24 protein-coding genes are annotated in these 23,430 nt (G+C 71.4%); 17 read left to right on the forward strand and 7 right to left on the reverse strand.

What is annotated here, in order from left to right; all coding sequences use genetic code 11:
• Positions 1-41: 41 nt before the first annotated feature.
• The 3 genes from ACIGA3_RS21305 (at position 42) to ACIGA3_RS21315 (ending at position 2,457) form a co-directional block, all read left to right on the forward strand.
• On the forward strand, positions 42-1,016 hold the full coding sequence (locus tag ACIGA3_RS21305; protein ID WP_399717878.1) for a helix-turn-helix domain-containing protein: 975 nt from the start codon (positions 42-44) through the stop codon (positions 1,014-1,016).
• Positions 1,017-1,025: 9 nt separating this feature from the next.
• Complete coding sequence (locus ACIGA3_RS21310) at positions 1,026-1,532, forward strand: glutathione peroxidase (protein ID WP_399717881.1); 507 nt, start codon at positions 1,026-1,028, stop codon at positions 1,530-1,532.
• Between the two features lie 73 nt (positions 1,533-1,605).
• A complete protein-coding gene (locus tag ACIGA3_RS21315; RefSeq protein WP_399717883.1) occupies positions 1,606-2,457 on the forward strand; it encodes a MerR family transcriptional regulator in 852 nt (283 codons plus the stop codon).
• Positions 2,458-2,583: 126 nt separating this feature from the next.
• On the opposite strand, the gene ACIGA3_RS21320 is transcribed toward ACIGA3_RS21315, so the two are convergent.
• The 3 genes from ACIGA3_RS21320 to ACIGA3_RS21330 all read right to left on the reverse strand — a co-directional run bounded on the left by ACIGA3_RS21320 (position 2,584) and on the right by ACIGA3_RS21330 (position 4,841).
• Positions 2,584-2,775: a DUF397 domain-containing protein gene (locus ACIGA3_RS21320; protein ID WP_399717886.1), complete on the reverse strand. Its 192-nt coding sequence runs from the start codon at positions 2,773-2,775 to the stop codon at positions 2,584-2,586.
• Between the two features lie 209 nt (positions 2,776-2,984).
• Positions 2,985-3,842: a helix-turn-helix domain-containing protein gene (locus ACIGA3_RS21325; RefSeq protein ID WP_399717888.1), complete on the reverse strand. Its 858-nt coding sequence runs from the start codon at positions 3,840-3,842 to the stop codon at positions 2,985-2,987.
• 252 nt (positions 3,843-4,094) lie between these two features.
• A complete protein-coding gene (locus ACIGA3_RS21330; RefSeq protein WP_399717890.1) occupies positions 4,095-4,841 on the reverse strand; it encodes a GPP34 family phosphoprotein in 747 nt (248 codons plus the stop codon).
• 181 nt (positions 4,842-5,022) lie between these two features.
• On the opposite strand from ACIGA3_RS21330, the gene ACIGA3_RS21335 reads away from it, so the two are divergent.
• From ACIGA3_RS21335 to ACIGA3_RS21345, 3 genes are all read left to right on the forward strand, one after another.
• Positions 5,023-7,668 carry a D-alanyl-D-alanine carboxypeptidase gene (locus ACIGA3_RS21335; protein WP_399717893.1) on the forward strand — a complete coding sequence of 882 codons (2,646 nt, stop codon included), beginning with the start codon at positions 5,023-5,025 and terminating at the stop codon, positions 7,666-7,668.
• Between the two features lie 277 nt (positions 7,669-7,945).
• On the forward strand, positions 7,946-9,805 hold the full coding sequence (locus ACIGA3_RS21340; RefSeq protein ID WP_399718519.1) for an MFS transporter: 1,860 nt from the start codon (positions 7,946-7,948) through the stop codon (positions 9,803-9,805).
• Positions 9,806-9,969: 164 nt separating this feature from the next.
• On the forward strand, positions 9,970-11,544 hold the full coding sequence (locus tag ACIGA3_RS21345; protein ID WP_399717895.1) for a sodium:solute symporter family protein: 1,575 nt from the start codon (positions 9,970-9,972) through the stop codon (positions 11,542-11,544).
• Between the two features lie 109 nt (positions 11,545-11,653).
• Here ACIGA3_RS21345 and ACIGA3_RS21350 read toward each other — a convergent pair whose 3' ends face one another.
• Both ACIGA3_RS21350 and ACIGA3_RS21355 read right to left on the reverse strand, forming a co-directional pair.
• Positions 11,654-12,769, reverse strand: coding sequence for an ADP-ribosylglycohydrolase family protein (locus ACIGA3_RS21350; RefSeq protein ID WP_399717898.1), 1,116 nt, complete (start codon positions 12,767-12,769; stop codon positions 11,654-11,656).
• Between the two features lie 37 nt (positions 12,770-12,806).
• Complete coding sequence (locus ACIGA3_RS21355; RefSeq protein WP_399717900.1) at positions 12,807-13,274, reverse strand: ATP-binding protein; 468 nt, start codon at positions 13,272-13,274, stop codon at positions 12,807-12,809.
• Positions 13,275-13,388: 114 nt separating this feature from the next.
• Here ACIGA3_RS21355 and ACIGA3_RS21360 point away from each other — a divergent pair, with 114 nt between their 5' ends.
• The 9 genes from ACIGA3_RS21360 (at position 13,389) to ACIGA3_RS21400 (ending at position 18,573) form a co-directional block, all read left to right on the forward strand.
• Complete coding sequence (locus ACIGA3_RS21360) at positions 13,389-14,201, forward strand: helix-turn-helix domain-containing protein (protein ID WP_399717902.1); 813 nt, start codon at positions 13,389-13,391, stop codon at positions 14,199-14,201.
• Positions 14,189-14,380 (forward strand): DUF397 domain-containing protein, encoded by a 192-nt coding sequence (locus tag ACIGA3_RS21365; RefSeq protein ID WP_399717905.1) that lies wholly within the window; start codon positions 14,189-14,191, stop codon positions 14,378-14,380. The genes ACIGA3_RS21360 and ACIGA3_RS21365 overlap by 13 nt, the downstream gene beginning before the upstream one ends.
• A 41-nt stretch (positions 14,381-14,421) precedes the next feature.
• Positions 14,422-14,949 carry a DUF2165 domain-containing protein gene (locus ACIGA3_RS21370; protein ID WP_399717908.1) on the forward strand — a complete coding sequence of 176 codons (528 nt, stop codon included), beginning with the start codon at positions 14,422-14,424 and terminating at the stop codon, positions 14,947-14,949.
• A 124-nt stretch (positions 14,950-15,073) separates the two neighbouring features.
• Positions 15,074-15,307 (forward strand): hypothetical protein, encoded by a 234-nt coding sequence (locus ACIGA3_RS21375; protein ID WP_399717910.1) that lies wholly within the window; start codon positions 15,074-15,076, stop codon positions 15,305-15,307.
• The gene (locus ACIGA3_RS21380; protein ID WP_399717912.1) at positions 15,288-15,809 is read left to right on the forward strand and encodes a DUF6879 family protein; all 522 of its coding nucleotides are present in this window, start codon (positions 15,288-15,290) and stop codon (positions 15,807-15,809) included. Before ACIGA3_RS21375 ends, ACIGA3_RS21380 begins: the two co-directional genes overlap by 20 nt.
• A gap of 26 nt (positions 15,810-15,835) precedes the next feature.
• Entirely contained in the window at positions 15,836-16,684 is an 849-nt protein-coding gene (locus ACIGA3_RS21385; RefSeq protein WP_399717914.1) for a helix-turn-helix domain-containing protein, read from the forward strand.
• Positions 16,685-16,827: 143 nt separating this feature from the next.
• On the forward strand, positions 16,828-17,067 hold the full coding sequence (locus ACIGA3_RS21390) for a DUF397 domain-containing protein (protein ID WP_399717916.1): 240 nt from the start codon (positions 16,828-16,830) through the stop codon (positions 17,065-17,067).
• A gap of 183 nt (positions 17,068-17,250) precedes the next feature.
• The gene (locus ACIGA3_RS21395) at positions 17,251-17,652 is read left to right on the forward strand and encodes a hypothetical protein (protein ID WP_399717918.1); all 402 of its coding nucleotides are present in this window, start codon (positions 17,251-17,253) and stop codon (positions 17,650-17,652) included.
• An 18-nt stretch (positions 17,653-17,670) separates the two neighbouring features.
• Positions 17,671-18,573: a JmjC domain-containing protein gene (locus ACIGA3_RS21400; RefSeq protein ID WP_399717920.1), complete on the forward strand. Its 903-nt coding sequence runs from the start codon at positions 17,671-17,673 to the stop codon at positions 18,571-18,573.
• A 36-nt stretch (positions 18,574-18,609) separates the two neighbouring features.
• On the opposite strand, the gene ACIGA3_RS21405 is transcribed toward ACIGA3_RS21400, so the two are convergent.
• Together ACIGA3_RS21405 and ACIGA3_RS21410 are read right to left on the reverse strand one after the other, a co-directional pair.
• A complete protein-coding gene (locus tag ACIGA3_RS21405) occupies positions 18,610-19,173 on the reverse strand; it encodes a hypothetical protein (protein WP_399717923.1) in 564 nt (187 codons plus the stop codon).
• 59 nt (positions 19,174-19,232) lie between these two features.
• On the reverse strand, positions 19,233-21,818 hold the full coding sequence (locus ACIGA3_RS21410; RefSeq protein WP_399717925.1) for a bifunctional FO biosynthesis protein CofGH: 2,586 nt from the start codon (positions 21,816-21,818) through the stop codon (positions 19,233-19,235).
• A 171-nt stretch (positions 21,819-21,989) separates the two neighbouring features.
• Between ACIGA3_RS21410 and ACIGA3_RS21415 the strand changes: the two genes are divergently transcribed.
• Positions 21,990-22,499 carry a hypothetical protein gene (locus ACIGA3_RS21415; protein ID WP_399717928.1) on the forward strand — a complete coding sequence of 170 codons (510 nt, stop codon included), beginning with the start codon at positions 21,990-21,992 and terminating at the stop codon, positions 22,497-22,499.
• An 84-nt stretch (positions 22,500-22,583) separates the two neighbouring features.
• Positions 22,584-23,426: a DUF4097 family beta strand repeat-containing protein gene (locus tag ACIGA3_RS21420; protein WP_399717931.1), complete on the forward strand. Its 843-nt coding sequence runs from the start codon at positions 22,584-22,586 to the stop codon at positions 23,424-23,426.
• The last annotated feature ends 4 nt before the right edge of the window (positions 23,427-23,430 follow it).

The raw sequence follows: 23,430 nt of genomic DNA on the forward strand, positions 1-23,430 counted from the left end.
CGCCGGGCGGCGAAAGGTCGGGACGGTCAGGGGGTACGGGCATGGGCTGGTGGCTGCTCGACGCGGACACCCTGGCCCGCAGCCGGTTCGTCATCTCCCCGCTCGCCGAGACCTTCGCCTGCCTGAAGCTGCTGCACGCCGCCACGCCCGCGCACCCCGGCGAGCGGGAGTGGCTGCGCGCCCATCTGCCCGCGTACCGGGCCCGGTTGGCGGAGGACCCCGTGACCGGGCGGCTGATCCGCGCCGGGCTGGGCCGCGACTGGATCGCCGACTTCCTCACCCCCACCCCGCGCGACGGCGAGACCTTCGCCGAGGAGGTCGGCCGGGTACGGGCCGCCCGCCCCGCCGACGCCCGCGCGCACCTGCTGCTCTCCCTCGCCGGCCCGCTGCCCGCCGTACTGGACCGGGACGACCTGCCCGAGCGGGCGGCCGTGCTGCTGGAGTGGGTGTGGGAGGAGACGGTACGGCCGTACTGGGAGCGGCGGAGGCGGGTGCTGGAGGCGGACGTGCTGGCGCGGACCGCGCGGATGGGGCGGGGCGGCTGGGCCGGGGTGCTGGACTCGCTGCGGCCGGGGACGCGGTGGCTCGGGGAGAGCCGGTTCCAGGTGAACCGGCACGCCTACCCGCCCCGCGAGATCTCCGGCGCCGAACTCGTCCTCGTCCCGGTGACCCCGCAGCGGCAGCGCTGGGTGGCCTGGGAGGAGCGGGAGCGGTACGCGGTGGTCTACCCGTGCGCCGGTGCTCTCGCCGGGCAGGCCGAGCGCCCGGTGCCCGCGAGCCTGGGCGCGCTGCTCGGCCCGGCCCGCGCCGGCGTCCTCACCCTCCTGGAGTCCCCCCTGAGCACCACCCAGCTGACCGCGCTGACCGGCCAGACGCTCGGCTCGGTCGGCCGCCATCTGAAGGTGCTGCGCGAGTCCGGCCTGATCACCCGCCGCCGCGCGGGCCGCTCGGTGCTGTACACGCGCACGGCGGCCGGGGAGGTACTGGTGGAGGCCGGGCGGGTGGGCCCTGGCTAGGCTGCCCGCATGACGACCAGCGATCACACCCCCTCCCCCCTCGATGTCGAGATCGGCGCCCTCCAGGGCGGTTCCGCCGAGCTGTCCCGGTACGCCGGGCAGGCCGTGCTCGTGGTGAACGTGGCCTCCAAGTGCGGGCTGACCCCGCAGTACACGGGCCTCGAGCGGCTCCAGGAGCGGTTCGGCGGGCGCGGGTTCACCGTGCTCGGCGTGCCGTGCAACCAGTTCATGGGGCAGGAGCCCGGTTCCGCCGAGGAGATCGCGGAGTTCTGCTCGGCGACGTACGGCGTGACCTTCCCGTTGACCGAGAAGGTCGACGTGAACGGCGACGCCCGCCACCCCCTCTACGACCGCCTCACCGGCTTCGCCGACGCCGGGGGCCACACCGGCGACATCCGCTGGAACTTCGAGAAGTTCCTGATCGGCCGCGACGGCCAGATCGTCGCCCGCTTCGCCCCGCAGACCGAGCCGGACTCCGCCGAGGTCACCACCGCGATCGAGGCCCAGCTCGGTTGACCTTGCCCCTGGGGCAGGCCGGAGCGTCCCTCGCACCGGGCGGAGCAGCCGCCCGGTGACGGAGGAAGGCCCCGTGGACCCCGAACCACTGCTGACCATCGGCGCGTTCGCCGCCCGGTCCCGGCTCTCACCGAAGGCGCTGCGCCTGTACGACCGCCTCGGCCTGCTCACCCCGGCCGAGGTGGACGAGGCCAGCGGCTACCGGTACTACCGGGCCGACCAGGTGGACCGGGCCCGGCTGGTGGCCCTGCTGCGGCAGTTGGACATGCCGCTGGCGCGGATCGCCGAGGTGCTCGGCGCCGAGGGCGCGACGGCGGCCGGGCTGGTGGACGCCTACTGGGCGGACGTGGAGGCCCGGATCGCCGGGCAGCGGACCCTCGCCGCCTACCTCCGTGGACGACTGTCGGGAAGGGCTTCCGAGATGGACGAGATGTTCGCGGTGGACGTGATGGACGTGCCGGAGCAGGTGGTGCTCACCGAGTCCCGGCACACGCTGGCCGACGAGCTGCCCACCTGGATCGGCGCCTCACTGGGCCGGCTGGAGGCGGGCGCCCGGGAGTGCGGGGGTGTGGCCGGGGCGCCGTACGTCGTCTACCACTCCGAGGTGTCGATGGAGAGCGACGGTCCCGCCGAGTCCTGTGTACCGGTGGCCGACGAGGCGGCGGCGCGGGCGTGGGCCGGACGGCACGGCGGCCCGTGGGCGGCCCGGGTGCGGGTGGAGCCCGCGGGGCGGCTGGCGCGGACCCGGATCACCAAGGCGCGGGTGGCGCATCCGCAGATCCTGGCCGCCTTCGAGGCGGTGGAGCGGTGGGCGGCGGCCGAGGGGCTGACGGTGGCCGGACCCTGCCGTGAGGTGTACTTCGCGGACTGGGCGGCGGCCGGACCCGACGACCCGGTCTGCGACGTGGCGCTGCCCGTGCGCTGACATGGGTGAAGCCCCCTCGGCAAGGACGGCGACCGGTCGAGGGGGCTTCGCGGGTGGTGCTTGTGCTGTTGTGATCGTCGAAGCAGCGGTCGAGTGCCTCTACGCGGTGGGACCGGGGCCGGTCCCCTACGCCTTGACCGAGGTCACGAAGGCGGTCCACGCCGCGGCGGGGAAGGCCAGGACGGGGCCCGCGATGTCCTTGGAGTCGCGTACGGCGAGTTCGGCGGCGGTCGGCGACTTGACCTCGACGCAGGCGCCGTTGCCCGCGGAATAGGAGGACTTCATCCACGTCTCCGTCGCGCCCTGAATCAGTGCCATGTCCACTCCTGTTGCGAGTTGCGGTGGTGCGGTTCGCGCCAACCCTTGCGAGCGATTGGCGTGATCGACGCTACCGGCCAACCGCCCTGCTCGCAGGGGCCGTTCACTCGGGCGAGTGGCATATTCCAAGTGAGCCGTCATGGGAGTGGGGCGACGGTGTACGATCCCTCGCCCCACGTACGAAAACCCCGGCGGGCACCCTCACCGGCTCACTGGGCGAACTTCTTGGCGGCGTCCGCGATGAACCGCTGGGACTGCTCCACCGGGAGCGCCTGGGCACGCAGGTGCTCGTACATCACGGCGTACTTCTGCACGTCCGGCGCCTTCTCCAGGTAGAGGTCGCTGGTGACGCCCTCCAGGTAGACCACGCTGGAGTCGGCCGCGTCGGCGAACTCCAGGATGGCGTACTGGCCGTTGAGCCCCGGATGCGCGCCGACCTCGAAGGGGAGCACCTGCACGGTGACGTGCGGGAGCTGGGACAGCTCGATCAGGTGCTCCAGCTGCTCGCGCATGATGAGCTTGCTGCCGACGACGCGGTGCAGCGCGGCCTCGTCGAGCACGACCCACAGACGCAGCGGGTTGTTGTCGTCGGTGACCCGGTCCTGCCTGCGCATACGGACCTTGACGCGCTTCTCGATCTCGGCGGTCGAGGTCTCCGGCAGCGCGCCCCGCACCAGCGCCTCCGCGTACGCGCGGGTCTGCAACAGGCCGGTCACCAGCTGGGGTTCGTACACGCGCAGCGACTGCGCGTCGGTCTCCAGGCCGATGTAGACGCTGTACGGGATGTCGCCGAACGTGTGCCACCAGCCCTGCTGGCGGGAGTCGCGGGCCATCTCCATCAGCGAGTCGACCACCCTCTGATCCTCGACCTCGTACACCCCGCACAGATCGCGGACGTCGCGCTGGCTGATGCTGCGGCGGCCGTTCTCCAGCCTGCTGATCTTCGACTGCGACACCAGGAGGCGGTCGGCGACCTCTTCGGCCGTCATGCCCTTGAGCTCACGGAGCTTGCGCAGCTCCTGGCCCAGCCGGCGCCGCCTGACGGTGGGATTGACATTGGACGCCACGGGACGCGCACCTCCGGCTGGCTGCCTGTATCTGACACTTTGTGTATCTGCTGTTGAGCAGACTGCCACCAAGGTGGTTTCTACCGCTGGGAAACGTCGGATATGCGGCGCGTACCCGGCAGTTCGGGGTACGCGTGGGCCGGCGGCCTGGTATACGCGCAAGCGACGGAGCGGGGCGGGGGACCCTGTGGTCCGCCCGTCCCGCCCGTCAACTCGCCTGCGGCCGATGGGGATCGCCCTCGGCCGGGCCGCTCAGTGTGCCGCCGCGCGGGCCATCGAGCCGTGATGCGGCTGCATCGGGACCCCGCGTGCGGGTTCCCCGGCCCCCGGTCCGGGCTGCCGGCCGGTGGGGCCCTGACCGCGCCTCGACTGGGCGCCCGCGCCGTTCTGTACGTCCATCACGGCGTGCGCGACCAGGCCGCCCATCGGGTCGTGCCGGATCAGGTCCCTGAGCCGGGAGCGGGACGAGCGTCCCTCGTTCCCCGGATACAGGTGCTTGCCCAGGCCGACCGCATGGGCCAGCGCGGCGAGCGCGGCGGTCCGTGGGTCCGGTGGTACGCCGGTACGGATCGCGGAGTCGAGCCTTCCGCGGATCTCCCGGCTGATGCCGGTGTCCGTCGCCTGGTACCGCGTGGTCGGCAGTACGCCGCACATCTGGCCCGGTACGGCGGCCACCATGCCGCACCTTTCCAGGTGCGACAGATAGGTCTGGCGCAGGCCCAGCCGGGGCCCGCCTATCCAATGGACGGCCCGTACCGGAGCGCCGCGCCTTCGCAGCAACTCCAACGCGCAGTCCAGAGTCGGATCTCCTGTCGGCCGTGGCACCACCACGGCGATACGATCCCCGTCTGGGGCTATCCGTCCGGCCAGCGCCAGCTCCACTAGCTGCGCACCGGCCAGACCGAGGTCGAGCGACTGCGGCTGCGCAGTGGTACCCGTGGCCGGGTCCAGTGCGAGCATCAGCAGCTCTTCCGGAAGTGTTCTGCGGCTCCTGGCCATCCATGCCTCCCCGCGTGGATGAATGACAGGGTGACGCCTCTCACATTCATCTGTCGAGGGCGCGTGCCCGGTTCATGGGGGAACCGGCAGGTATGTCGTTCTCGTCTGCCACTACGGGCGAACCCCCACACAGGACACTGGTACATGGTTCGGACAGGGCGCGCGAGTGCGCGTGCGGCGCATGGAGGAGGCATCGGTGGCGGGCGAGTCCCCCGACAGGTCGAAGCAGCACGAGGCGTCAGTGGAACCGACGTCGGGGAGCGGGGGTTCGGTGCCGGCGGCCCGCGAATCCGACTCCGTGGGTTCAGCCGGGGCGACTTCTGCCGCTGACTCGACGGGTCCCGTGGAGGACGAGGAACTCCGCGAGGCTGTCTCGGCGTGGGTCCGTCCCTCCGGCGGTCCGGCGAAGGGCAAGTCGTCGTCCTCCGACGAGGGTGCCGGTTCGGCCAAGGCCGGGGACGCGTCGGGTGGTTCGGACGCGGAGGGTTCTGCGGCTGACGCCGAGGGCGCGGCGGAGGAAGGTTCCGGCACCGCCGAGGGCGGCTCCGAGGACACGGAGGACGCGGACGCGGAGGACGCCGGGAGCGCCGCCGCTGCCGTGCCTGACGACACGTTCAAGGACTCGCGCAAGGACGACGCCACGGACGCCGCTGACGGCACGTCCGAGGGCTCGGACGGGGATGCCCCCGGCGAGGACAGCGAGGACGCCCCTGAGGGCGCCTCCAGCCCCGCTGAGGGCACCGAGGAGGGCGACGCCGAGGGCGCCTCCTCCGACGACCCCGAGGCCACCGACGACACCCCTGGGGGCACCTCCGGCTCCGCCGCCCCCGAGGGCGATGCCAAGCCCAGCACCGACGACGCCCCTAAGGGCTCGGACAAGGGCGCCTCCCTCCCGGCGGCCGAGGGCGGCGCCAAGGACGCCTCCGGCTCCGCCGAGGACTCCGAGGACTCCGGGACGGACGCCCCCGCGCCGGCCGCCAAGGGTGACTCCGAGTCCGCGCCCAAGGGCGGCGACAAGGCCGCCCCCAAGGGTGCCGCCCTCCCGGATGCCAAGGGCGACACCAAGGACGCCGAGGGGGTCACCGCCACTCCGGCCGCCAAGGACACCACCTCCGCCAAGGACGCCCCGGCCGCCAAGGCCGACGGCACCCCCGGCACCCCCAAGGGCGGCGCCAAGCCCGGCGCCGACGGCACCCCCGAGGGCTCCGCCAAGGGCACCCCCCTTCCGGCTCCCAAGCGCGACGCCAAGACCGACGACGCCCCCGAGGCCGCCGGCAAGCCCGCCCCCAAGGCTTCCGGCAAGCCCGTGGACACCCCCACCACCGCTCTCAAGGCGCCCACCGCCAGGAAGCCGGAGGTGGATCAGCCGACGACCATGCTCAAGGTCGGCGGCAAGGCCAAGCCCTCTCCCGCCGAGCAGGAGGCCGAGCGGACCAGCAGGTTCGTCGCGCTGAAGCCCGATCTCAAGGCGCCGCAGGCCAGGGCCGAGGAGACGCGGGCCGTGCCGCAGGTCGGGCCGGAGCGGACGACGCAGCAGCCGTTGCCGCCGAGGCCCCCGCTGGACCTGCTGGCGGAGCTGACGAACACGCCTCCGCCGCCGGAGACGCACGTGCGCACGCTGGTGCGGCGGGTGAAGATCTGGACGCCGCTGGTGATCCTGCTGGTGGTGATCCTCGGGGTCGTCCAGGCGATGCGCCCGCTGCCGCAGCCCACGCTCGCGCTGACCGCGAAGGACAGCTACACCTTCGAGGGCGGCAAGCCGGACATCCCGTGGCCGGCCGACGGCCAGGCCGCGCTGGACGTGCAGGGCATCGGCTCGTTCGGCTCGTCCGGTTCGGGCAAGCCCGTGCCGATCGCCAGCGTGGCGAAGGTGATGACCGCGTACCTGATCCTGCGCGACCACCCGCTCAAGAGCGGCGACGAGGGTCCGAAGATCGAGATCGACAAGGCGGCCCAGGACCAGTCGAAGGCGGGCCAGGAGTCCACCGTCGACGTCACGCAGGGTGACAAGATCACCCAGCGGGAGGCCCTGGAGGGTGTGCTGATCGCATCCGCGAACAACGTGGCGCGTCTGCTGGCCCGCTGGGACGCCGGTTCGGAGAAGGCGTTCGTGGCGAAGATGAACGACGCCGCCAAGGGCCTCGGCATGAGCGGGACGACGTACACCGACCCCTCGGGTCTGACGAACTCCACCGTCAGCACCGCCACGGACCAGGTGAAGCTGGCCAAGGCCGCCATGGAGATGCCCGCGTTCCGCGAGGTCGCGGCGATGATGTCGTACACCGACTACAAGGGCACGTACCACTCCAACTGGAACCAGCTGGTCGGGCACAACAACGTCGTCGGCATCAAGACCGGTACCACCACCTCGGCGCTCGGCAACCTGGTCTTCGCCGCGAAGCAGGACGTCGACGGCGAGACCCGGATGATCATCGGCGCGGTGCTGCGGCAGCCGCCGAGCAAGCGGGACAACAGCATCCTCAGCGCCGCCATGGACAGCAGCGACGCGCTGATCCGGGCCGGACAGGGCGCGCTGAAGTCGGAGACGGTGCTGAAGAAGGGCACGGTCGTCGGGTACGTGGACGACGGCCTGGGCGGCCGGACCCCGGTCGAGGTGACCGAGGACGTGAAGGCGGCCGGCTGGGCGGGCCTGAAGGTGCGGCTCTCCTTCACCTCGGGCACGATCCCGCACACCGCGAAGGCCGGTACCGAGGTCGGTTCGCTGACCGTGGGCGACGGCTCGGCCGGTGCCGTGAAGGTGCCGGTGGCACTGCGCGCGGACCTGGCCGAACCGGGCCTCGGCAGCAAGCTGACCCGCATCGGCTGACCCCCGCGCCACGCGCCGTATCCACACCCCGCCGTCCGCGCTCCCACCACAGGAGCCGGGCGGCGGGGTGCGTGCTAGCGTCACGAAACGGGGCAGGTCACCGGCGACCGCACCCCGGCCGCGCAGGGGGCCGAGAACGGAAGACGGGACACGGGGAGTGCCTGACGTGGCGACAACCGAGCCGAAGCGCGCCGAGAACGCCCATCCGGACCCGGAGTCCGGCCCCCGGATACCGGGCCGGCGCGGCGAAATCATCCTGGACTCCCTGCGCACCCGCGTGCGCGAGCACCCCGTGCTGTCGGTGACCCTGCTCGCGGGCGTCCTGCACATCATCTGGTTCTTCACGTTCGCCAACAGCGGCGGCGACCTCGCGGCGCAGGACGCCTGGGCGGAGTTCGTCGGCCGGCACCCGGACTCGGCGTACAACCTCGCCTGGTACGGCGGCATGCACCCGGTGTCGTACAGCGTGGTGTCGCCGTATCTGATGTCCGTGCTCGGGGTGCGGACCACGATGATGATCGCCGGCACCGGTTCGGCGGCCCTGCTCACGATGATCCTGCTGCGCAGCCGGGTGGTACGCAATCCGCTGTGGGCCGCGCTGGCCGGGGTGTTCGCGCTGCTGGGCAACGCGGTGTCGGGCCGGGTGACGTTCGGACTCGGCACGCTGTTCGCGCTCTGCGCGGTGGCGGCGGTGTTCTGCTGGCCGTACGACGGGCGGTACGCGCGCTGGGCCACGCCGCTGGCCGCGGCGCCCCTGGCCGCGCTCGCCGGGATCTTCGCGCTGCTCGGCGGGGCCGTGGGGTGGGTGGCGTACGGGCTCGCCGCGCTGTTCGCGGCCGGCGCGGTCGCGGTGGTGTGCTGCTGGCCGTACCGGGGGCGGTACAAGCGCTGGGCGAAGGCGCTGGCGGCCGCGCCGATGGCCGCGCTGGCCACGATGGCGTCGCCGGTGGCGGGGCTGTTCGTGGGCCTGGCCGCGGTCGCGCTGTTCCTCCAGAAGCGGCGGCCGGGCGCGTGGGCGCTGGGGCTGGCTCCGGCGGCGGTGGTGGCCGCGTCGGCGTGGCTGTTCCCGTTCTCCGGCACCCAGCCGATGACGTTCGGCTCGGTGATCATGCCGCTGCTGTACGGGCTGCTGTGCGCGTTCCTGGTGCCCAGGGAGTGGGTCACCGTGCGGCTGACGGCGGGCGTGTACAGCCTGAGCGTGGTCCTGGTGTGGCTGATCAGCTCGCAGATCGGCTCGAACATCTCGCGGCTGCCGATGCTGTTCGCGGGCGTGGCCCTGGTGGCCGCGCTGCCGTTCACGGCGCCGCGCTCGCGCCGCTGGTACGCGACGGTGCTTGCGTTCGCGGGCTTCGTGGGCTGGATCGGCTTCAAGTCGGTCGACGACGTGATCCACACGACCCCGGCGGCGTCCTGGGCGCGTGAGCTGGCGCCGCTGGTGCACCAGTTGCAGCGGGCGGACGCGGAGAAGGGCCGGGTGGAGGTGATCCCGGTGCGCTCCCACCGGGAGGCTTCCGCGCTGGCCCCGTACGTGAACCTGGCGCGCGGCTGGAACCGGCAGGCCGACATGGAGCGCAACCCGCTCTTCTACGACGACACGCTCAACTCGGCCAACTACCACGAGTGGCTCCAGCGGTGGGCGGTGCGTTACGTGGTGCTGCCGAGGGTGGACGACCCGGACGGGGACGGCGGGGTGCGCGAGCGGCAGTTGGTGCTGCGCGGGATGCCGTACCTGGAGCGGATCTGGAACGACTCCAACTGGCAGCTGTACCGGGTGACGGACCCGGCGCCGCTGGCCGAGCCGCACGCGGTGGTGCGGCGGGCGGAGCAGGGCGAGATGACGCTGGACGTGCGTGAGCCGGGCCGGGTCCTGATCCGGGTGCCGTACTCGCCGTGGCTGAGCGTGGTGGACGAGCAGGGGAAGAGCCTGACGCCGCCGCAGGAGACCGAGGAGTCGAAGCGGCGGCCGGAGGACTCGCCGAAGTCGTACGTCAACGTCAACGGCTGCCTGCGGGAGACCCCGGTGGACGCGGCGGGCGACCGCTGGACGGTGCTGCTGGCGCCGAGGGCGGGCACGTACCACCTGGCGGCGCCCTACCAGCTGCCGCGCGGCACGCCGTGCCCGGACGAGCTGAAGTAGCCGCCGAGCCGGCCTAGTTGTTCATATCCCTGAACCGAGGTCAGAGAACCGAACGATTTTACCTCCCCTTGACTCGACGTTTCCTTGCCGCGCGTCCATGTTCAAACCCAGAGTTCACATGCCTGACTGGCTGACGCCGGCTGCCGAACGCTGGGAGGGGAGACATGAACGGTCTCGACTGGGCGGTGCTTACCGGCTACTTCGGCGTGATGGTGGCGATCGGGCTCTGGTCGCACCGGCGCGTGGACGACGTGGGGGACTTCTTCACCGCCGGGGGCCGGATGCCGTGGTGGCTGTCCGGCATCTCGCACCACATGTCGGGCTACAGCGCGGTGATGTTCACCGGGTACGCGGGCATCGCCTACAGCTACGGGGTCACCTCGTACGTGACCTGGTCGTTCCCGATCGCGCTGGGCATCGCCATCGGCTCCCGGCTGTTCGCGCCGCGCGTCAACCGGCTGCGCTCCCGGCTCGGGGTGTCCTCGCCGCTGGAGTACCTGAAGAACCGGTACGACCTCACCACCCAGCAGGCGCTGGCCTGGTCCGGGATGCTGCTGAAGATCGTGGACGTGGGCGCGAAGTGGGCGGCGATCGCCACGCTGCTGTCGGTGTTCACCGGCGCCTCGCTGAACCAGGGCATCCTGATCACCGGCGCGGTGACCGCCGTGTACTGCACGATCGGCGGGCTGTGGGCGGACGCGCTGACCGAACTAGGGCAGTTCGTCATCCAGTTGCTGGCCGGGGTGGCGATGTTCGTGGCCGTGGTGCTGAAGCTCGGCGAGAAGGACATCGGGGTGCTCGGCGCCTTCGACGAGCCGGCGCTGCGCGGTCACGCCGAGCCGCTCGCGGGGCCGTACGGGACGGTGTTCCTGCTGGCGTTCCTGTTCATCAAGCTCTTCGAGTACAACGGCGGCATGCTCAACCAGGCCCAGCGGTACATGGCGACCAGCGGCCCGCGCGAGGCGGAGCGGTCCGCGCGGCTGTCGGCGCTGCTGTGGCTGGTGTGGCCGGTGGTGCTGTTCTTCCCGATGTGGATGGCCCCGCTGCTGGTGCGCGCCCAGAAGCCGGACGGCTCGGACGCGTACGCGTTGATGACCGAACAGCTGTTGCCACACGGCCTGTTGGGGCTGGTGGTCGTCGGGTTCTTCTCGCACACCATGGCCATGTGCTCCTCCGACGCCAACGCCATCGCGGCCGTGTTCACGCGGGACGTGGCGCCGGTGCTGTCGCTGCGGGCGCGCGGGTGGGGCGAGCGGGCCGGGCTGCTGGCGGCGCGGGTGACGACGGTGGTGTTCCTCGGGCTGTCGATGGCGGTGGCGACGCAGGTGGACTCCCCCGCGTTCAAGGACATCATCACGGTCGTCATCAAGTGGGTGGCCGGGCTGATGGGGCCGATCGCCATCCCGATGATGCTGGGCCTGCTCCGCCCGTTCCGCCGCTCCGGCCCGACGGCCGCGCTCACCGCCTGGGCGGCTGGGCTGCTGGCGTTCTGGCTGGTCAACTACCCCCTGAACTGGCAGGTCGAGGGCGGGGTCCCGCTCCAGTACCAGGTCTCGGTGCCGCTCGCGGTGTCGCTGGTGCTGTACGTGGTGGTCGGCTGGGTGAAGCCGGAGGACACCCCGGAGCGGCTGGCGGTCATCGACCGGATCAACACCGACGGCGGCGGCGCGGCGACCGTCCCGGCGCCGGCGCCGGGGCCGGCGGGCGACGACGTGGTGGGGGTTCCTCGGAAGGAGTGAGGGGCCCTGGACCGGGCGGTCAGGCGCGGGGGTAGTGGGCGAGCGTGCCAGGTGCCGGGGTCGGCGGGCGACGACGTGGCGGGGCGACCTGGACGGAGTGAGGGCGCCCTCAGGCTCGCGGGTAGCGGGCGAGCCAGCCCGGGGCGGAGCCGGCCGGGCTGTGCAGGGCGGGGCCCTGGGTCATCTCCATGGCGAAGTCGTCGGCGAGTTCGAGGATCGTGGGGCGGCCCTCCAGCTCCGGGAGCCAGGCCGGGGGCAGGGCCGTCTCGCCGTGCAGGGCGCCGAGGAGGCCGCCGGTGAGGGCGCCCGCGGCGGCGGAGGGGCCGCTCTGGTTGACCGCCAGGCAGAGGCCGTGGCGTACGTCCTCGCCGACCAGCGCGCAGTACACGGCGGCGGACAGCAGGCCGTCGGCCGTGCCGTCCCTGGCCAGTTCCGCCACCCGCGCCGGGCTCGGCAGCCCCTGCCGTACGGCGCCCAGGGCACGCTGGAGGGCGCCGGTGACGGGCTCGTGGCCGGGGCGGGCGGCCAGCAGGCCGAGGGTGCTCTGTACGGCGCCGTCCAGGCTCTCGCCGCGCGCGAGGGCGTGCACGATGACGGCGTACGCGCCCGCCGAGAGGACCGCCACCGGGTGGCCGTGGGTCTGGGCGGCGCACTCCAGCGCGAGTTGGACGACGAGCTGTGGCTCCCAGCCGACCAGCAGGCCGAAGGGTGCCGAGCGGGCGACGGCCTCCGGGCCCAACTCACCGGGGTTCTTCGGGCGTTCCAGCGTGCCCATCACGTCATTGCCGAGCCCCAGCAGCAGGGCCCGCGTGGGGCCCCGGCGGGCGTACAGCCACTCCTCGCGGGCCAGCCAGCCGTCCTCCTCCCGGCGCTCGTCCGGGCCCCAGTCCCGCTGGGTCGCCGCCCAGCGCAGGTAGGCCCGGTGCAGGTCGGTCGGCGGGTGCCAGGCTCCGGTGTCGCGGCGGACCTGGGCGCGGATCAGGCCGTCGACGGTGAAGAGGGTGAGCTGAGTGTGGTGCGAGACGGTGCCGCGTCTGCCCTGGCCGGGTGCGAGGTCGGTGAGGCCGTCGGGGCCGTGTTCCGCGCGGATCGTGTCCAGGGCGAGCGAGTCGACCGGTGCGCCCAGGGCGTCCCCGATCGCGGCACCCAGCAGGGTTCCGCGCACCCGGCCACGGAAGTCCTGCTGCTCGGCACGACCCCAGACGGCGCCGCTCGCCGCACCCATCCAGCCCTCCTCGCGCCACCGTCCGCCCGCACGACGGTCAGCACTGTAATGGACCTGGAACGGTCGGATCAGTGCGGTGATCGATCTGCGCCGAACCAATACCGGTCAGGAACGGATGCTTCAGCTCGGCCCACACGGTCTTGGCCCCGGCGGGCGCCTCGACCACTCCCCACCGGTGCGCGTAGGCGGCGACGATGCGCAACCCCCGTCCGTCCTCGGCCAGTTCGGCCGGTTCATCCGGCAGCCGGGGGCTCCGCTCACCCCGCGCGTCGGTCACCTCGACACGGAGCGTGCCATCGTCTTCGCGCCGCAGCTCCAGCCGGAAGTCCCGCCCGGGGACCCTGCCGTGCAGCACGGCATTGGCCGCCAGCTCGGCCACGACCTGCGTCGCCTCCTCGAACGGCAGCCCCCACTCGTCGAGTTGCCGCTCGGTAAGAAGCCGGGCGAGCCGGGCACCTCTCCGGGTCGCGGACAACTGAATCCGCAGCTGCGTTTTCTGATTCATGTCACCCAGAGTGGCCGCCTGTCCCTACCCTGAACAGCAACGACCACGGTACGCAGGGTGACTGTACGGGTGGGCGGAGTAGCGGTACGGCTGGTACGAGGGAGAGGGGCGCGGGTGGAGGACGAGGAGGCCGAGGCCGTACTCAGGGCGGTCGGCCGACAGATCAAGGCGTGGCGCGAAGCGGCGGGTCTGCGCCAGGTGGAGCTGGGCTCCGCCATCGGGTACGGGGAGGAGATGGTGTCCTCCGTGGAGCGGGGGCGCCGGGTCCCGAAGCCGGACTTTCTTGACCGCACGGACGAGGTCGTGGGAGCGGGCGGCAAGGTGTCCGCGATGAAGGCGGATGTGGAGCGGGCTCGGTACCCGAAGAAGGTCCGGGACCTCGCCAACTTGGAGCGGGACACGACGGAGCTGGGCGCCTATGCCGCCCTTCATGTGCATGGGCTGCTGCAAACACCGGAATACGCCCACGCCCTGTACGCCATGCGGCGGCCCTCCTACACGGAAGAGGAAATCGAGCGACTCGTGGCCGCGCGCATGGCGCGCAAGTCCGTGTTCGACCGCATCCCGCTCACCCAGATCACCTTCGTCCAGGAAGAAGCGACGCTTCTGCGCCCGATCGGCGGCTCGGAAGTGCTGCGCCAACAGCTGGAACATCTCCTGGAGATGAGCAAGTTGCGGCACGTCGAGATCCAGGTGATGCCTACTGCCTGCGAGGAGCACGCGGGAATGATGGGATCGATCCAGGTGCTGAAAATGCGGGACGGCAAAACGCTTGGGCACACCGAGGGACAGCTGTACAGCCGCGTGATCAGCGACCCGCGGGAGGCTCAGGTCATGGAGATGCGCTATGGAATGATCCGGGCGCAGGCACTCACGCCCCGAGAGTCACTGGCCTTCATCGAGGAAGTACTGAAATGCGAGACATGACCGGCCTGGAGTGGTTCAAGAGCAGCTACAGCGGCAACGACGGGCCCGAGTGCGTGGAAGTCGCCCTGGCCCCCGCCCACATCCACGTCCGCGACTCTAAGACCACCGACGGACCCCACCTCACCGTCTCCACCGACACCTGGACCACGTTCCTCAGCCACGCAGTGCCCCGCGTCTGAAAGGCGTTCCTCCTCGGCGTGGGTCGGGAAGTATTCGGGTCATGACCATGACCGAATCTGCGGCCCCCGCCGACTCCACCCGTGCCGCCCGCTCAGGGCTCGGCCTCGCTGCCACCGTCCTCACCGGCGTACTCGCGCTGTACATCGCCCTCGTCGCCGTAGGCAACATCACCGACTTCGGGACGAACCAGCAGTACGTCCGGCATGTGCTGGCGATGGACACCACGTTCAAGGACGACCACCTGATGTGGCGGGCGATCACCAGCACCGCGCTCCAGGACACCGCCTACGTGGCGATCATCGCGTGGGAGACGGCGGCGGCAGCCGTACTCGCGTGGGGCACCTGGCTGTGGGCCCGCCGGGACAACGCCCGCGCGCGCCGCTTCTCCACGTACGGCCTGCTGATGCTGATCCTGCTCTTCGGGGCCGGGTTCATCGCCATAGGCGGCGAGTGGTTCGCCATGTGGCAGTCCAAGACGTGGAACGGCGTGGACGCGGCGACCCGCGTGTTCCTGCTCAGCGGAGTAGCCCTGATCATCAACCACCTCCCGGACCGCGAGGTGCGGTAAGCGCCGACGCGGCTCAGCCAGCGCCCTTCTTCCCTGAATCGGTTGAGGGGCGTTGGCCGTGATGGGAAGCTCTCCCTGCGCGTTTCCGTGCAAACCGTGCAAGCGTCTCGAAGGAGCAGCGCTCATGGCCCTACGGTTCGTCGGTATCGACCCCAACACGGGTGGCGGCAACTGCCCGGCCGTGTGGGTCGATGACGAGAAGCAGGAGATCCTCGTCCAAGGGTGGCTTCCGGACGAGGTGACGGCGGAGCGCTGCGCCCAGGACAGCCCCCGGCCAGACACGGAGGGTATCGTCCGCCTCCCGTACCGCATGGCCGAGATCATCAGGAGGGCACTCGATGACGCCGAAGCTTCCTAGCTTCGAGGAACTGCTTGACTCCGCCGCTTCGTCAGCTCTCCACCTGGAGATGCGGGACACGTACGCCGTGGCCGAGGAAGCTGAAGACGTGGCCCGCTGGCGCTCCGGAGCGTGGGACTTGGAGGACGGCCGCCGCACCCTCGCCGACTGGCTCGCCCTCGTCCGACGCACCGTGGCGCGGGGCGTGGTCGTGCGTCGCGCCCGCATCGTGTCCGAGCCCGTCACCGAGTACATCCGGTACGAGCACGCGCTCACTCCCCTGAACCTCGAAGCAGGGGAAGGCGTTCGCTGGCTCCCGCGCCGCCAGGCCCTCGGTATCGCGGTGCCGGCGAATGACTTCTGGCTGATCGACGGCCGCGTTGTGCGCTTCAACCACTTCGCGGGCGATGGCGACGCGGTCGAGCCTGAGATGAGCGACGATCCTGCCATCGCACACCTGTGTGCCTCAGCCTTCGATGACGTGTGGAAGCGAGGACTCGAACACCACGAGTTCAAGGTCTGACCGAGCGCCTCGGTGGACGTAGAACGATGCCCCGGCCCCAACTGTCCAGCGAGCAGGCTGCCCGCAAAGCCATAGCCGACCGACTTGGAGAACTCCGCCGGGACGCCGGACTGACGGCCACAGCCCTGGCGCAACTCTGCGGCTGGAGCACTTCGAAGGCGTCCCGGATCGAGCGGAATCTGACCCGCCCGTCCGACACCGACATTCATGCCTGGTGCCGGGCATGCGACGCGCAGACCGAGGCCGCCGACCTGATCGCTGCCTCGCGCACCGCGGACTCGATGTACCGGGAGTGGAGGCGCGTTCACCGCAACGGCCTCAAGCACCGGCAGACGGATGACGTACCGCTCTACCAACGGACCCGGCACACGCGCGTCTACGTCTCGAACGTCGTCCCCGGCCTGCTCCAGACACAGCCGTACGCCGAGGCCCTCATGTCGGCCATCGCGGACTTCGAGGACGTGCGCAACGACGCCTCCGAGGCCGCCGCAGCCCGCGTCGAGCGGTCTCGCGTTCTCTACGACGGGAGCCGACGCTTCGCCTTCCTCTTCGAGGAAGACGTGCTGCACTACCCCTTCGGCGGGGCGGAAGTCATGACCGGCCAACTCGACGCCATCCTGGCCGCGATGTCCCTGCCGAACGTGTCGATCGGGATCATCCCGCGCGGCACACCCCGCACGATGTGGACCCTCGAAGGGTTCCTGATTTTCGGGGCCGAGGAAGTGCAGGTCGAGACGCTCTCCGCGGACCTCGCCATCTCGCGGCCGAGCGAGATCACCACCTACCTTCGGGCGTTCGAACGGCTCGCCGGAATGGCCGTCTACGGCACCCGGGCCCGTCGGCTCGTCCTCTCCGCCCGTCCTCACTCCGGGTGAGAATCTGCAAAAGCGTGCAACATCGTGGCCCTCGAACTCCTCCCATCCGTAGCGTCACCACATCACCACGGAATGCGACCGAGGTGCATCACGGCGCGGAGACCGAATCCCCGCACAGCAGTCGCACGAGGAGGACCACCCCCATGGACCGTAACCTCTACGCCCTCCCCACCGAGGGCGCCGAGTTCCAGAAGTTCTGCGGCGGCAACCTCGGCGGCGAGAACGAGACATGCGTCGAGTTCGCGCAGCTCCCCGGCGAGGAGTCGGCGTTCGTGCTGGCGGACTCCAAGCCGGAGGGCGCGGGCAAGGAGGTCCGCTGCACCGGGGCGGAGCTGGACGCGTTCGTCCTCGGCTACGCCGCCCGGCGCGGACTCGCGCTCTGATCCGTCCCCGCTCTCCCCACCACGCACAAGGCGGGCCGTCCTGCGCCGCGGGGCGGCCCGCCCTTCAGAAGGGCGCACATGAGCTGGTCAGGGCATTGGCACGGGTACGGACCGTGGATCGGATCTCCGGCTGTGTACGCGAAGGAAGGCAGCCGGAGACCGGCCCACCCCAACGGCCCGCCCATGATCACGAACCCGGAGGACAAGAAGGAGCAGGCGGCTCTCGACCGGTACCGTGAGGCCGCCGCCGAGTTCGTCGGTGGCAGTGTGCCGCCTCTGATGTCCGGTCACTGGTTCCTGAAGCGGGACCAGACCGTGGCCGACCGCACATGGACCGACGTCGGCATCGTCCTGGCCTGGATGACCAAGCACTACGAGGCGGACCCGCCCTTTACCCACCCTGACGGCCGTCGGGCCTACGGGGGCCTCGACTTCAAGCTGGAGTACGCCGCCGACGTACTGCCTCGTGGTGTCGACGTGTCCTGGGTGTACTACACACCCGCCGGGGCCATCTTCTCGCTGTCCGTGGTGTGCTGCCCGAACCACTTCCACCCCGGGATTCCCTGCCCCCTCCCGCCCACGTAGTACGAGAGGACACCCACCGTGTCGCTGCGTCTCTTACTGCCCGACGACGGCGTGACCGACCTCCTGCGCGCCTGGCCGGACGAGCCGCGCGTCTACGACCGCGTCAAGACGGCGTTCGACGAGACGATCACCGAAGACTTCCTCGGGGACTACACCTTCGCGGGCTGCGTGCCCGCGCCGGAGATCGCGGTCATGAAGGCGCCCGGCCCCTCGCTGAACCAGAACTCGTACCTGACCGACGGCCGAGTGGATGCTGCCAGGCTGCGCAAGCTGTACGGCACCGGCCACACGATCCGGCTCGGGAACCTCCAACGCGTCATCCCGTACATGGCTGCTCTGTCGCAGGGAATCCAGCAGGAGACCGGATTCTCGAACTACGTCCATGCCTTCCTCACGCCAGCAGGCGAGCAGGGGCTACGCCATCACTGGGATCAGCAGATGGCCGTGATCGTGCAGATCGCCGGCACGAAGCGGTGGCCGCTCTGGCGGCCTGCGGTCGAGGCGCCCATGCGGGAGTACAGCGAATCGTGGCGTGTCTGGATGCCCCACTACATCCCCGCGTGGGAAGCCGCCGGGCCGGAAGTTGTGGTCGATCTCCGGGCCGGACAGTCCCTTCTTCTGCCGAGAGGGTGGGTACACAACCCGCACGTCGCCGACGAAAGCGAGCACAGCGTCCATCTGACCTTCGCGATCCGCGAGCGCACGCCCCTGTGGCTGGCGGAGAAGCTGGTCGCGGAGGCAATCAAAGACCCTGCGTTTCGGCGGATCATCCTGCCCGGCGACATCACCGGGCCCGCCCTGGCCGACCGGGTCCACGAGGCCCGCCAAGCCCTCCACGAGCACCTCGACAAACTCGACCTGGCCGACCTCGCCCCTGCCCTGCGCGAAGCCGCAAGAACCGAGCTGGAGTACACCACGTAGAAGCCGCTGATCGCCCGGCGGAGTTCCAAGCGCCCGCTACTCGACGACCGACACCCTCGTGCCCAGGTCACCGAAGGACCACAGTGCGGCTCCGTCCTCCTTGTGGAGGCGGATGCCGCCGGTCTGGGCGCCGTTCGCGGGGGGTGGCGAGGAGCCGTCGACGGCGTTGGAGAAGCCTATGTTCACGCCGGACGCGACCGTGAAATACGTGATGTGCTCCACCTGCACGCCGTCCGAGCCGGTCGTGGCTTCCGTCCGCTTGGCGATCGAGTAACGCCCCGGCTGCGGGTTCACCGTCCCCGGCCACACCGTGAACGTCCGGGAGGACTCCCCCGTCGCGTCCACCAGCCATACCCGGTGCGCCTGCACCGAGTAGACGATCCTCCGGCCCACCCCCGACGCCTCCGGCAGCGCGGGCGGGCCGGAGGGGGTCGGGAGGGCGGACGGGGTCGGGGAGGCCGAGGCCGTGGGGCGCGCGTGGGCGGCCGGGGCCGCGGGACGCGGACCGTGGTCGGCCTGTACGGCGAGGGCGACGACGGCGGCGGTCGCCGCGACCGTCAGTCCGGAGACCCAGGCCCACGAGGGCAGTAGGGCAGCCACGGGTACGCATCTCCTCCGCTGTGGGGCCCCTTCTCAGATCCGGGGTCGGATCATCGTACTCAGTCCACGAGGGGCAGCAGCTCCGGCAGGTGCCCGTCCGAGGCGCGGGCCGCCGAGACCCGCTCCTCGGGCACCTCGCCGTACAGGGTGGTACGCGGCTTCGCCGGCCGCCCGGCCGCCTCCGCGACCGCTTCCAGGTCCCGTACGGACTTGTACGAGCCGTACGACGAGCCCGCCATCCGGGAGATCGTCTCCTCCATCAGCGTGCCGCCCACGTCGTTCGCGCCGGAGCGCAGCATCTCGGCCGCGCCCTCCGTGCCGAGCTTCACCCAGCTCGTCTGGATGTTGGGGATCAGCCCGTGCAGAAGCAGCCTGGCCATCGCCGTCACCGCGCGGTTGTCCCGCATGGTCGGGCCGGGACGCGCGATGCCGGCGAGGTAGACCGGCGCGTTGGTGTGGATGAAGGGGAGCGTCACGAACTCCGTGAAACCGCCCGTGCGTTGCTGGATTCCGGCCAGCGTGCGCAGGTGGCCGAGCCAGTGCCGGGGCTGGTCGACATGGCCGTACATCATCGTGGACGAGGAGCGGATGCCCAGCTCGTGTGCCGTGGTGATCACCTCGGTCCAGGTGGCCGTGGGCAGCTTGCCCTTGGTCAGCACCCAGCGGACCTCGTCGTCCAGGATCTCCGCCGCCGTGCCCGGCACCGAGTCGAGCCCGGCCTCCTTGGCCGCCGTCAGCCACTCCCGGATGGACATCCCCGTACGGGTCGCCCCGTTGACGACCTCCATCGGCGAGAAGGCGTGCACGTGCATGCCGGGCACCCGCTCCTTCACCGCCCGCGCGATGTCGAAGTACGCGGTGCCGGGCAGGTCCGGGTGGATGCCGCCCTGCATGCAGACCTCCACCGCGCCCACGTCCCACGCCTGCTGGGCGCGGTCCGCGACCTGGTCCAGGGAGAGGGTGTAGGCGTCGGCGTCGGTGCGCCGCTGGGCGAAGGCGCAGAAACGGCAGCCGGTGTAGCAGACGTTGGTGAAGTTGATGTTGCGCGTGACGATGTACGTCACGTCGTCCCCGACCACCGACTTGCGCACGTCGTCCGCGATCCGGCACACCGCGTCCAGCGCCGGGCCGTCCGCGTGGAGCAGGGCGAGCGCCTCCGCGTCGGTCAGCTTCGTCGGGTCGTCGGCGGCCGTGCGCAGGGCCTCGCGGACGTCGGTGTCGATGCGCTCGGGGACCATGCCGGGGGCGGCGGCCTCACGCAGCGCGGCCCAGTCCCCGTACACCTCGTCGAAGTCGTCGCGCCGGTCCGAGGTGCGGCCCTCGGTGTCGATGGAGGCGTGCAGGTCGGTGCGGCCGGTGGCGGTGAACACCTCCTCGGGCTCCTGCCAGGGGAGACCCTCAGGGAGCACCCCGGGCCGGGCGAGGCCGGTCTCCGGGTCGGCCAGGGCGGCGACGTGCGGGCGCAGCCGGGGGTCCAGCCAGGGTTCTCCCCTACGGACGAACTCCGGGTACACACAGAGCCGTTCGCGCAGCTCGAAGCCCGCCGTACGGGACCGCTCGGTCAGCTCCTCGATCTGCGGCCAGGGGCGCTCGGGGTTGACGTGGTCGATGGTGAGCGGGGAGACCCCGCCCCAGTCGTCGATCCCGGCGCCGATCAGCCGCTCGTACTCGCTGTCGACGAGGTTCGGCGGGGCCTGGAGGCAGGCGGCGGGGCCCATGATGTGCCGGGCGACGGCCACCGTGGCGATCAGCTCGTCCAGTTCGGCGTCCGGCATGCCGCGCATCGCGGTGTCCGGCTTGGCGCGGAAGTTCTGGATGATCAGCTCCTGGACGCCGTGGTAGGCGCGGGCGACCTTCCGGAGCGCGAACAGGGACTCCGCGCGCTCCTCGTAGGTCTCCCCGATGCCGATCAGCAGGCCGGAGGTGAACGGCACCGAGGAACGGCCGGCGTCCTCCAACACCCGCAGCCGTACGGCCGGTTCCTTGTCCGGGGAGCCGTGGTGCGGGCCGCCGGGCTCGGACCAGAGGCGCTCGGCGGTCGTCTCCAGCATCATGCCCATGCTCGGCGCGACCGGCTTGAGCCGCTGGAAGTCGGTCCAGCTCATGACGCCGGGGTTGAGGTGGGGCAGCAGGCCGGTCTCCTCCAGGATGCGGATGGAGATGGCGCGCACGTAGGCGATGGTGTCGTCGTAGCCGTGCGCGTCGAGCCACTCGCGCGCCTCCGGCCAGCGGTCCTCGGGCTTGTCGCCGAGGGTGATGAGGGCTTCCTTGCAGCCGAGCGCGGCCCCCTTGCGGGCGATGTCCAGCACCTCGTCCGGCGACATGAACATCCCGTGGCCCGCGCGGCGCAGCTTGCCGGGGACGGTGACGAAGGTGCAGTAGTGGCACTTGTCGCGGCACAGCCGGGTCAGCGGGATGAAGACGCTTTTGGAGTACGTGATGACTCCGGCCCGCCCCGCCGCCTCAAGGCCCGCGTCCCGTACCCGTGCGGCGGACGCGGCGAGGTCCTTCAGGTTCTCCCCGCGCGCCTGGAGCAGCACCGCCGCCTCGGACACATCGAGGGCGACGCCGTCCCGGGCACGTTTGAGGGCGCGACGCATGGAGTTCTCGGTGGGGCCGGTTCCGGAGGTCGCGGAAGTCGTCATTCAGAGAGCATACGTTCGGCGTGATCCACAGCTACGGGCGCTTTTCGGGCGGCCCTGCCGGGGCCCCGCGGCACCCTCGCGACACCGCGCGTGGCGCCACGTGATGCCACTCGGTGCCATGTGGTGCCAATAGGGGTTGCCATGGCGCCACAATGGTGCCAAGCTAACGCCATGGACCTCACTCCGTATGTCGACACCCTTCGCCGGGAACTCGCGGTGGCCGCCGAGGCCGGTGGCGAGGAAGCGCGCGAGCTGGCCGAGCGGCTCACCGCTCCGCTGGAGTCGGCGACCCGCCTGACCATGCTCCACGTGCTCTCCGCCGCGATGGACGAGATCACCCGCGAGCTGGCCCCCGGCTCGGTCGACGTACGGCTGCGCGGCCTGGACCCCGAGTTCGTGGTCACGACGCCGCCGGCCGAGGCCGCTCCGGCGGAGGCCGCCGCCGTGCCGGTGGCGCCCCAGCCGGCCGCCGAGGGCGACGAGGGCGGCACCGCCCGCGTCAACCTCCGGCTCCCGGCGCACCTCAAGACGCGCGCCGAGGAGGCGGCGGGCCGGGAGGGACTTTCGGTCAACGCCTGGCTGGTGCGCGCCGTCTCGGCCGCTGTCGACGGCGGCAGCCGGCCGCGCCCGGCGGAGAAGACCCGCACGATCGGCCAGAGCTTCACGGGCTGGGTGCGCTAGCACTCGCACGCCTGCTCCACTTCTCACCCCTTCACGTCCCCCACCTGCGGGGACGACCTGACGAGCCAAGAGGACGGGACAGCCATGCCTGCTTTCGACACCCCTCAGCCCATCGCGGTCACCGCTCACATCGGCGCCGGTTCCCTCCGGTTCGCCGCGAGCGACCGTCCGGACACCGTCGTCGAGGTCCTGCCCCGCGACCCCAAGCGGGACAAGGACGTGCGGGCCGCCGAGCAGACCGAGGTCGGCTTCGCCTCCGGCGCCCTGACCGTCCGGACGCGGGAGCGCCTGCTCATCGGCCCCTCCGGCCTGGTCGACGTGACGGTGCTCCTGCCCGCGGGCTCCTCCGCCGAGGTCACCGGCTCCTGGACCCAGGTGCTCGGCGAGGGCCGCCTCGGCGAGGTCCGCGTGAAGACGTCCACCGGCGACGTCCGCCTCGACGCCACCGGCCCGCTGAAGCTGACCGTGTCGCACGGCTCGATCACCGTGGACCGGGTCGAGGGCGCCGCCGAGATCACCAGCAGCAGCGGCAACATCCGCGTCGGCACCATCGACGGCCCGGCCGTACTGAAGAACACCAACGGCACCACGGTCCTGGCCGCCGTCACCGGCGACCTGCGCGTGAGCGGCACCAACGGCGGCATCGACATCGGGCGCACCGAGGCATCCGTCACCGGCACCACGACCAACGGCCCCCTGCGTGTCGCCGAAGTCGCGCGCGGCGAGGTCCAGTTGGAGACCTCCAACGGCTCCATCGAGATCGGCGTCCGCGAGGGCACCGCCGCCTGGCTCGACGTCAGCTCCACGCACGGCCAGGTGCGCAACGCGCTCGCCACGTCCGGGGCGCCGGAGCACACCGAGGACACCGTCAAGATCCACGCCCGCACCAACTGGGGCAACATCGACATCCTCCGCGCCCACGCCTGAGCGA

This window comes from Streptomyces sp. NPDC085596, from assembly GCF_044541565.1.
Taxonomy (GTDB): domain Bacteria; phylum Actinomycetota; class Actinomycetes; order Streptomycetales; family Streptomycetaceae; genus Streptomyces.

Coding starts and splice junctions, on each gene's coding strand:
- ACIGA3_RS21395 (WP_399717918.1), top strand. CDS start 17,251: ATGATCACGAACCCGGAGGACAAGAAGGAGCAGGCGGCTCTCGACCGG.
- ACIGA3_RS21410 (WP_399717925.1), bottom strand. CDS start 21,818: ATGACGACTTCCGCGACCTCCGGAACCGGCCCCACCGAGAACTCCATG.
- ACIGA3_RS21365 (WP_399717905.1), top strand. CDS start 14,189: ATGCGAGACATGACCGGCCTGGAGTGGTTCAAGAGCAGCTACAGCGGC.
- ACIGA3_RS21305 (WP_399717878.1), top strand. CDS start 42: ATGGGCTGGTGGCTGCTCGACGCGGACACCCTGGCCCGCAGCCGGTTC.
- ACIGA3_RS21335 (WP_399717893.1), top strand. CDS start 5,023: ATGGAGGAGGCATCGGTGGCGGGCGAGTCCCCCGACAGGTCGAAGCAG.
- ACIGA3_RS21355 (WP_399717900.1), bottom strand. CDS start 13,274: ATGAATCAGAAAACGCAGCTGCGGATTCAGTTGTCCGCGACCCGGAGA.
- ACIGA3_RS21390 (WP_399717916.1), top strand. CDS start 16,828: ATGGACCGTAACCTCTACGCCCTCCCCACCGAGGGCGCCGAGTTCCAG.
- ACIGA3_RS21415 (WP_399717928.1), top strand. CDS start 21,990: ATGGACCTCACTCCGTATGTCGACACCCTTCGCCGGGAACTCGCGGTG.
- ACIGA3_RS21330 (WP_399717890.1), bottom strand. CDS start 4,841: ATGGCCAGGAGCCGCAGAACACTTCCGGAAGAGCTGCTGATGCTCGCA.
- ACIGA3_RS21320 (WP_399717886.1), bottom strand. CDS start 2,775: ATGGCACTGATTCAGGGCGCGACGGAGACGTGGATGAAGTCCTCCTAT.
- ACIGA3_RS21350 (WP_399717898.1), bottom strand. CDS start 12,769: ATGGGTGCGGCGAGCGGCGCCGTCTGGGGTCGTGCCGAGCAGCAGGAC.
- ACIGA3_RS21310 (WP_399717881.1), top strand. CDS start 1,026: ATGACGACCAGCGATCACACCCCCTCCCCCCTCGATGTCGAGATCGGC.
- ACIGA3_RS21345 (WP_399717895.1), top strand. CDS start 9,970: ATGAACGGTCTCGACTGGGCGGTGCTTACCGGCTACTTCGGCGTGATG.
- ACIGA3_RS21380 (WP_399717912.1), top strand. CDS start 15,288: ATGACGCCGAAGCTTCCTAGCTTCGAGGAACTGCTTGACTCCGCCGCT.
- ACIGA3_RS21385 (WP_399717914.1), top strand. CDS start 15,836: ATGCCCCGGCCCCAACTGTCCAGCGAGCAGGCTGCCCGCAAAGCCATA.
- ACIGA3_RS21420 (WP_399717931.1), top strand. CDS start 22,584: ATGCCTGCTTTCGACACCCCTCAGCCCATCGCGGTCACCGCTCACATC.
- ACIGA3_RS21370 (WP_399717908.1), top strand. CDS start 14,422: ATGACCATGACCGAATCTGCGGCCCCCGCCGACTCCACCCGTGCCGCC.
- ACIGA3_RS21375 (WP_399717910.1), top strand. CDS start 15,074: ATGGCCCTACGGTTCGTCGGTATCGACCCCAACACGGGTGGCGGCAAC.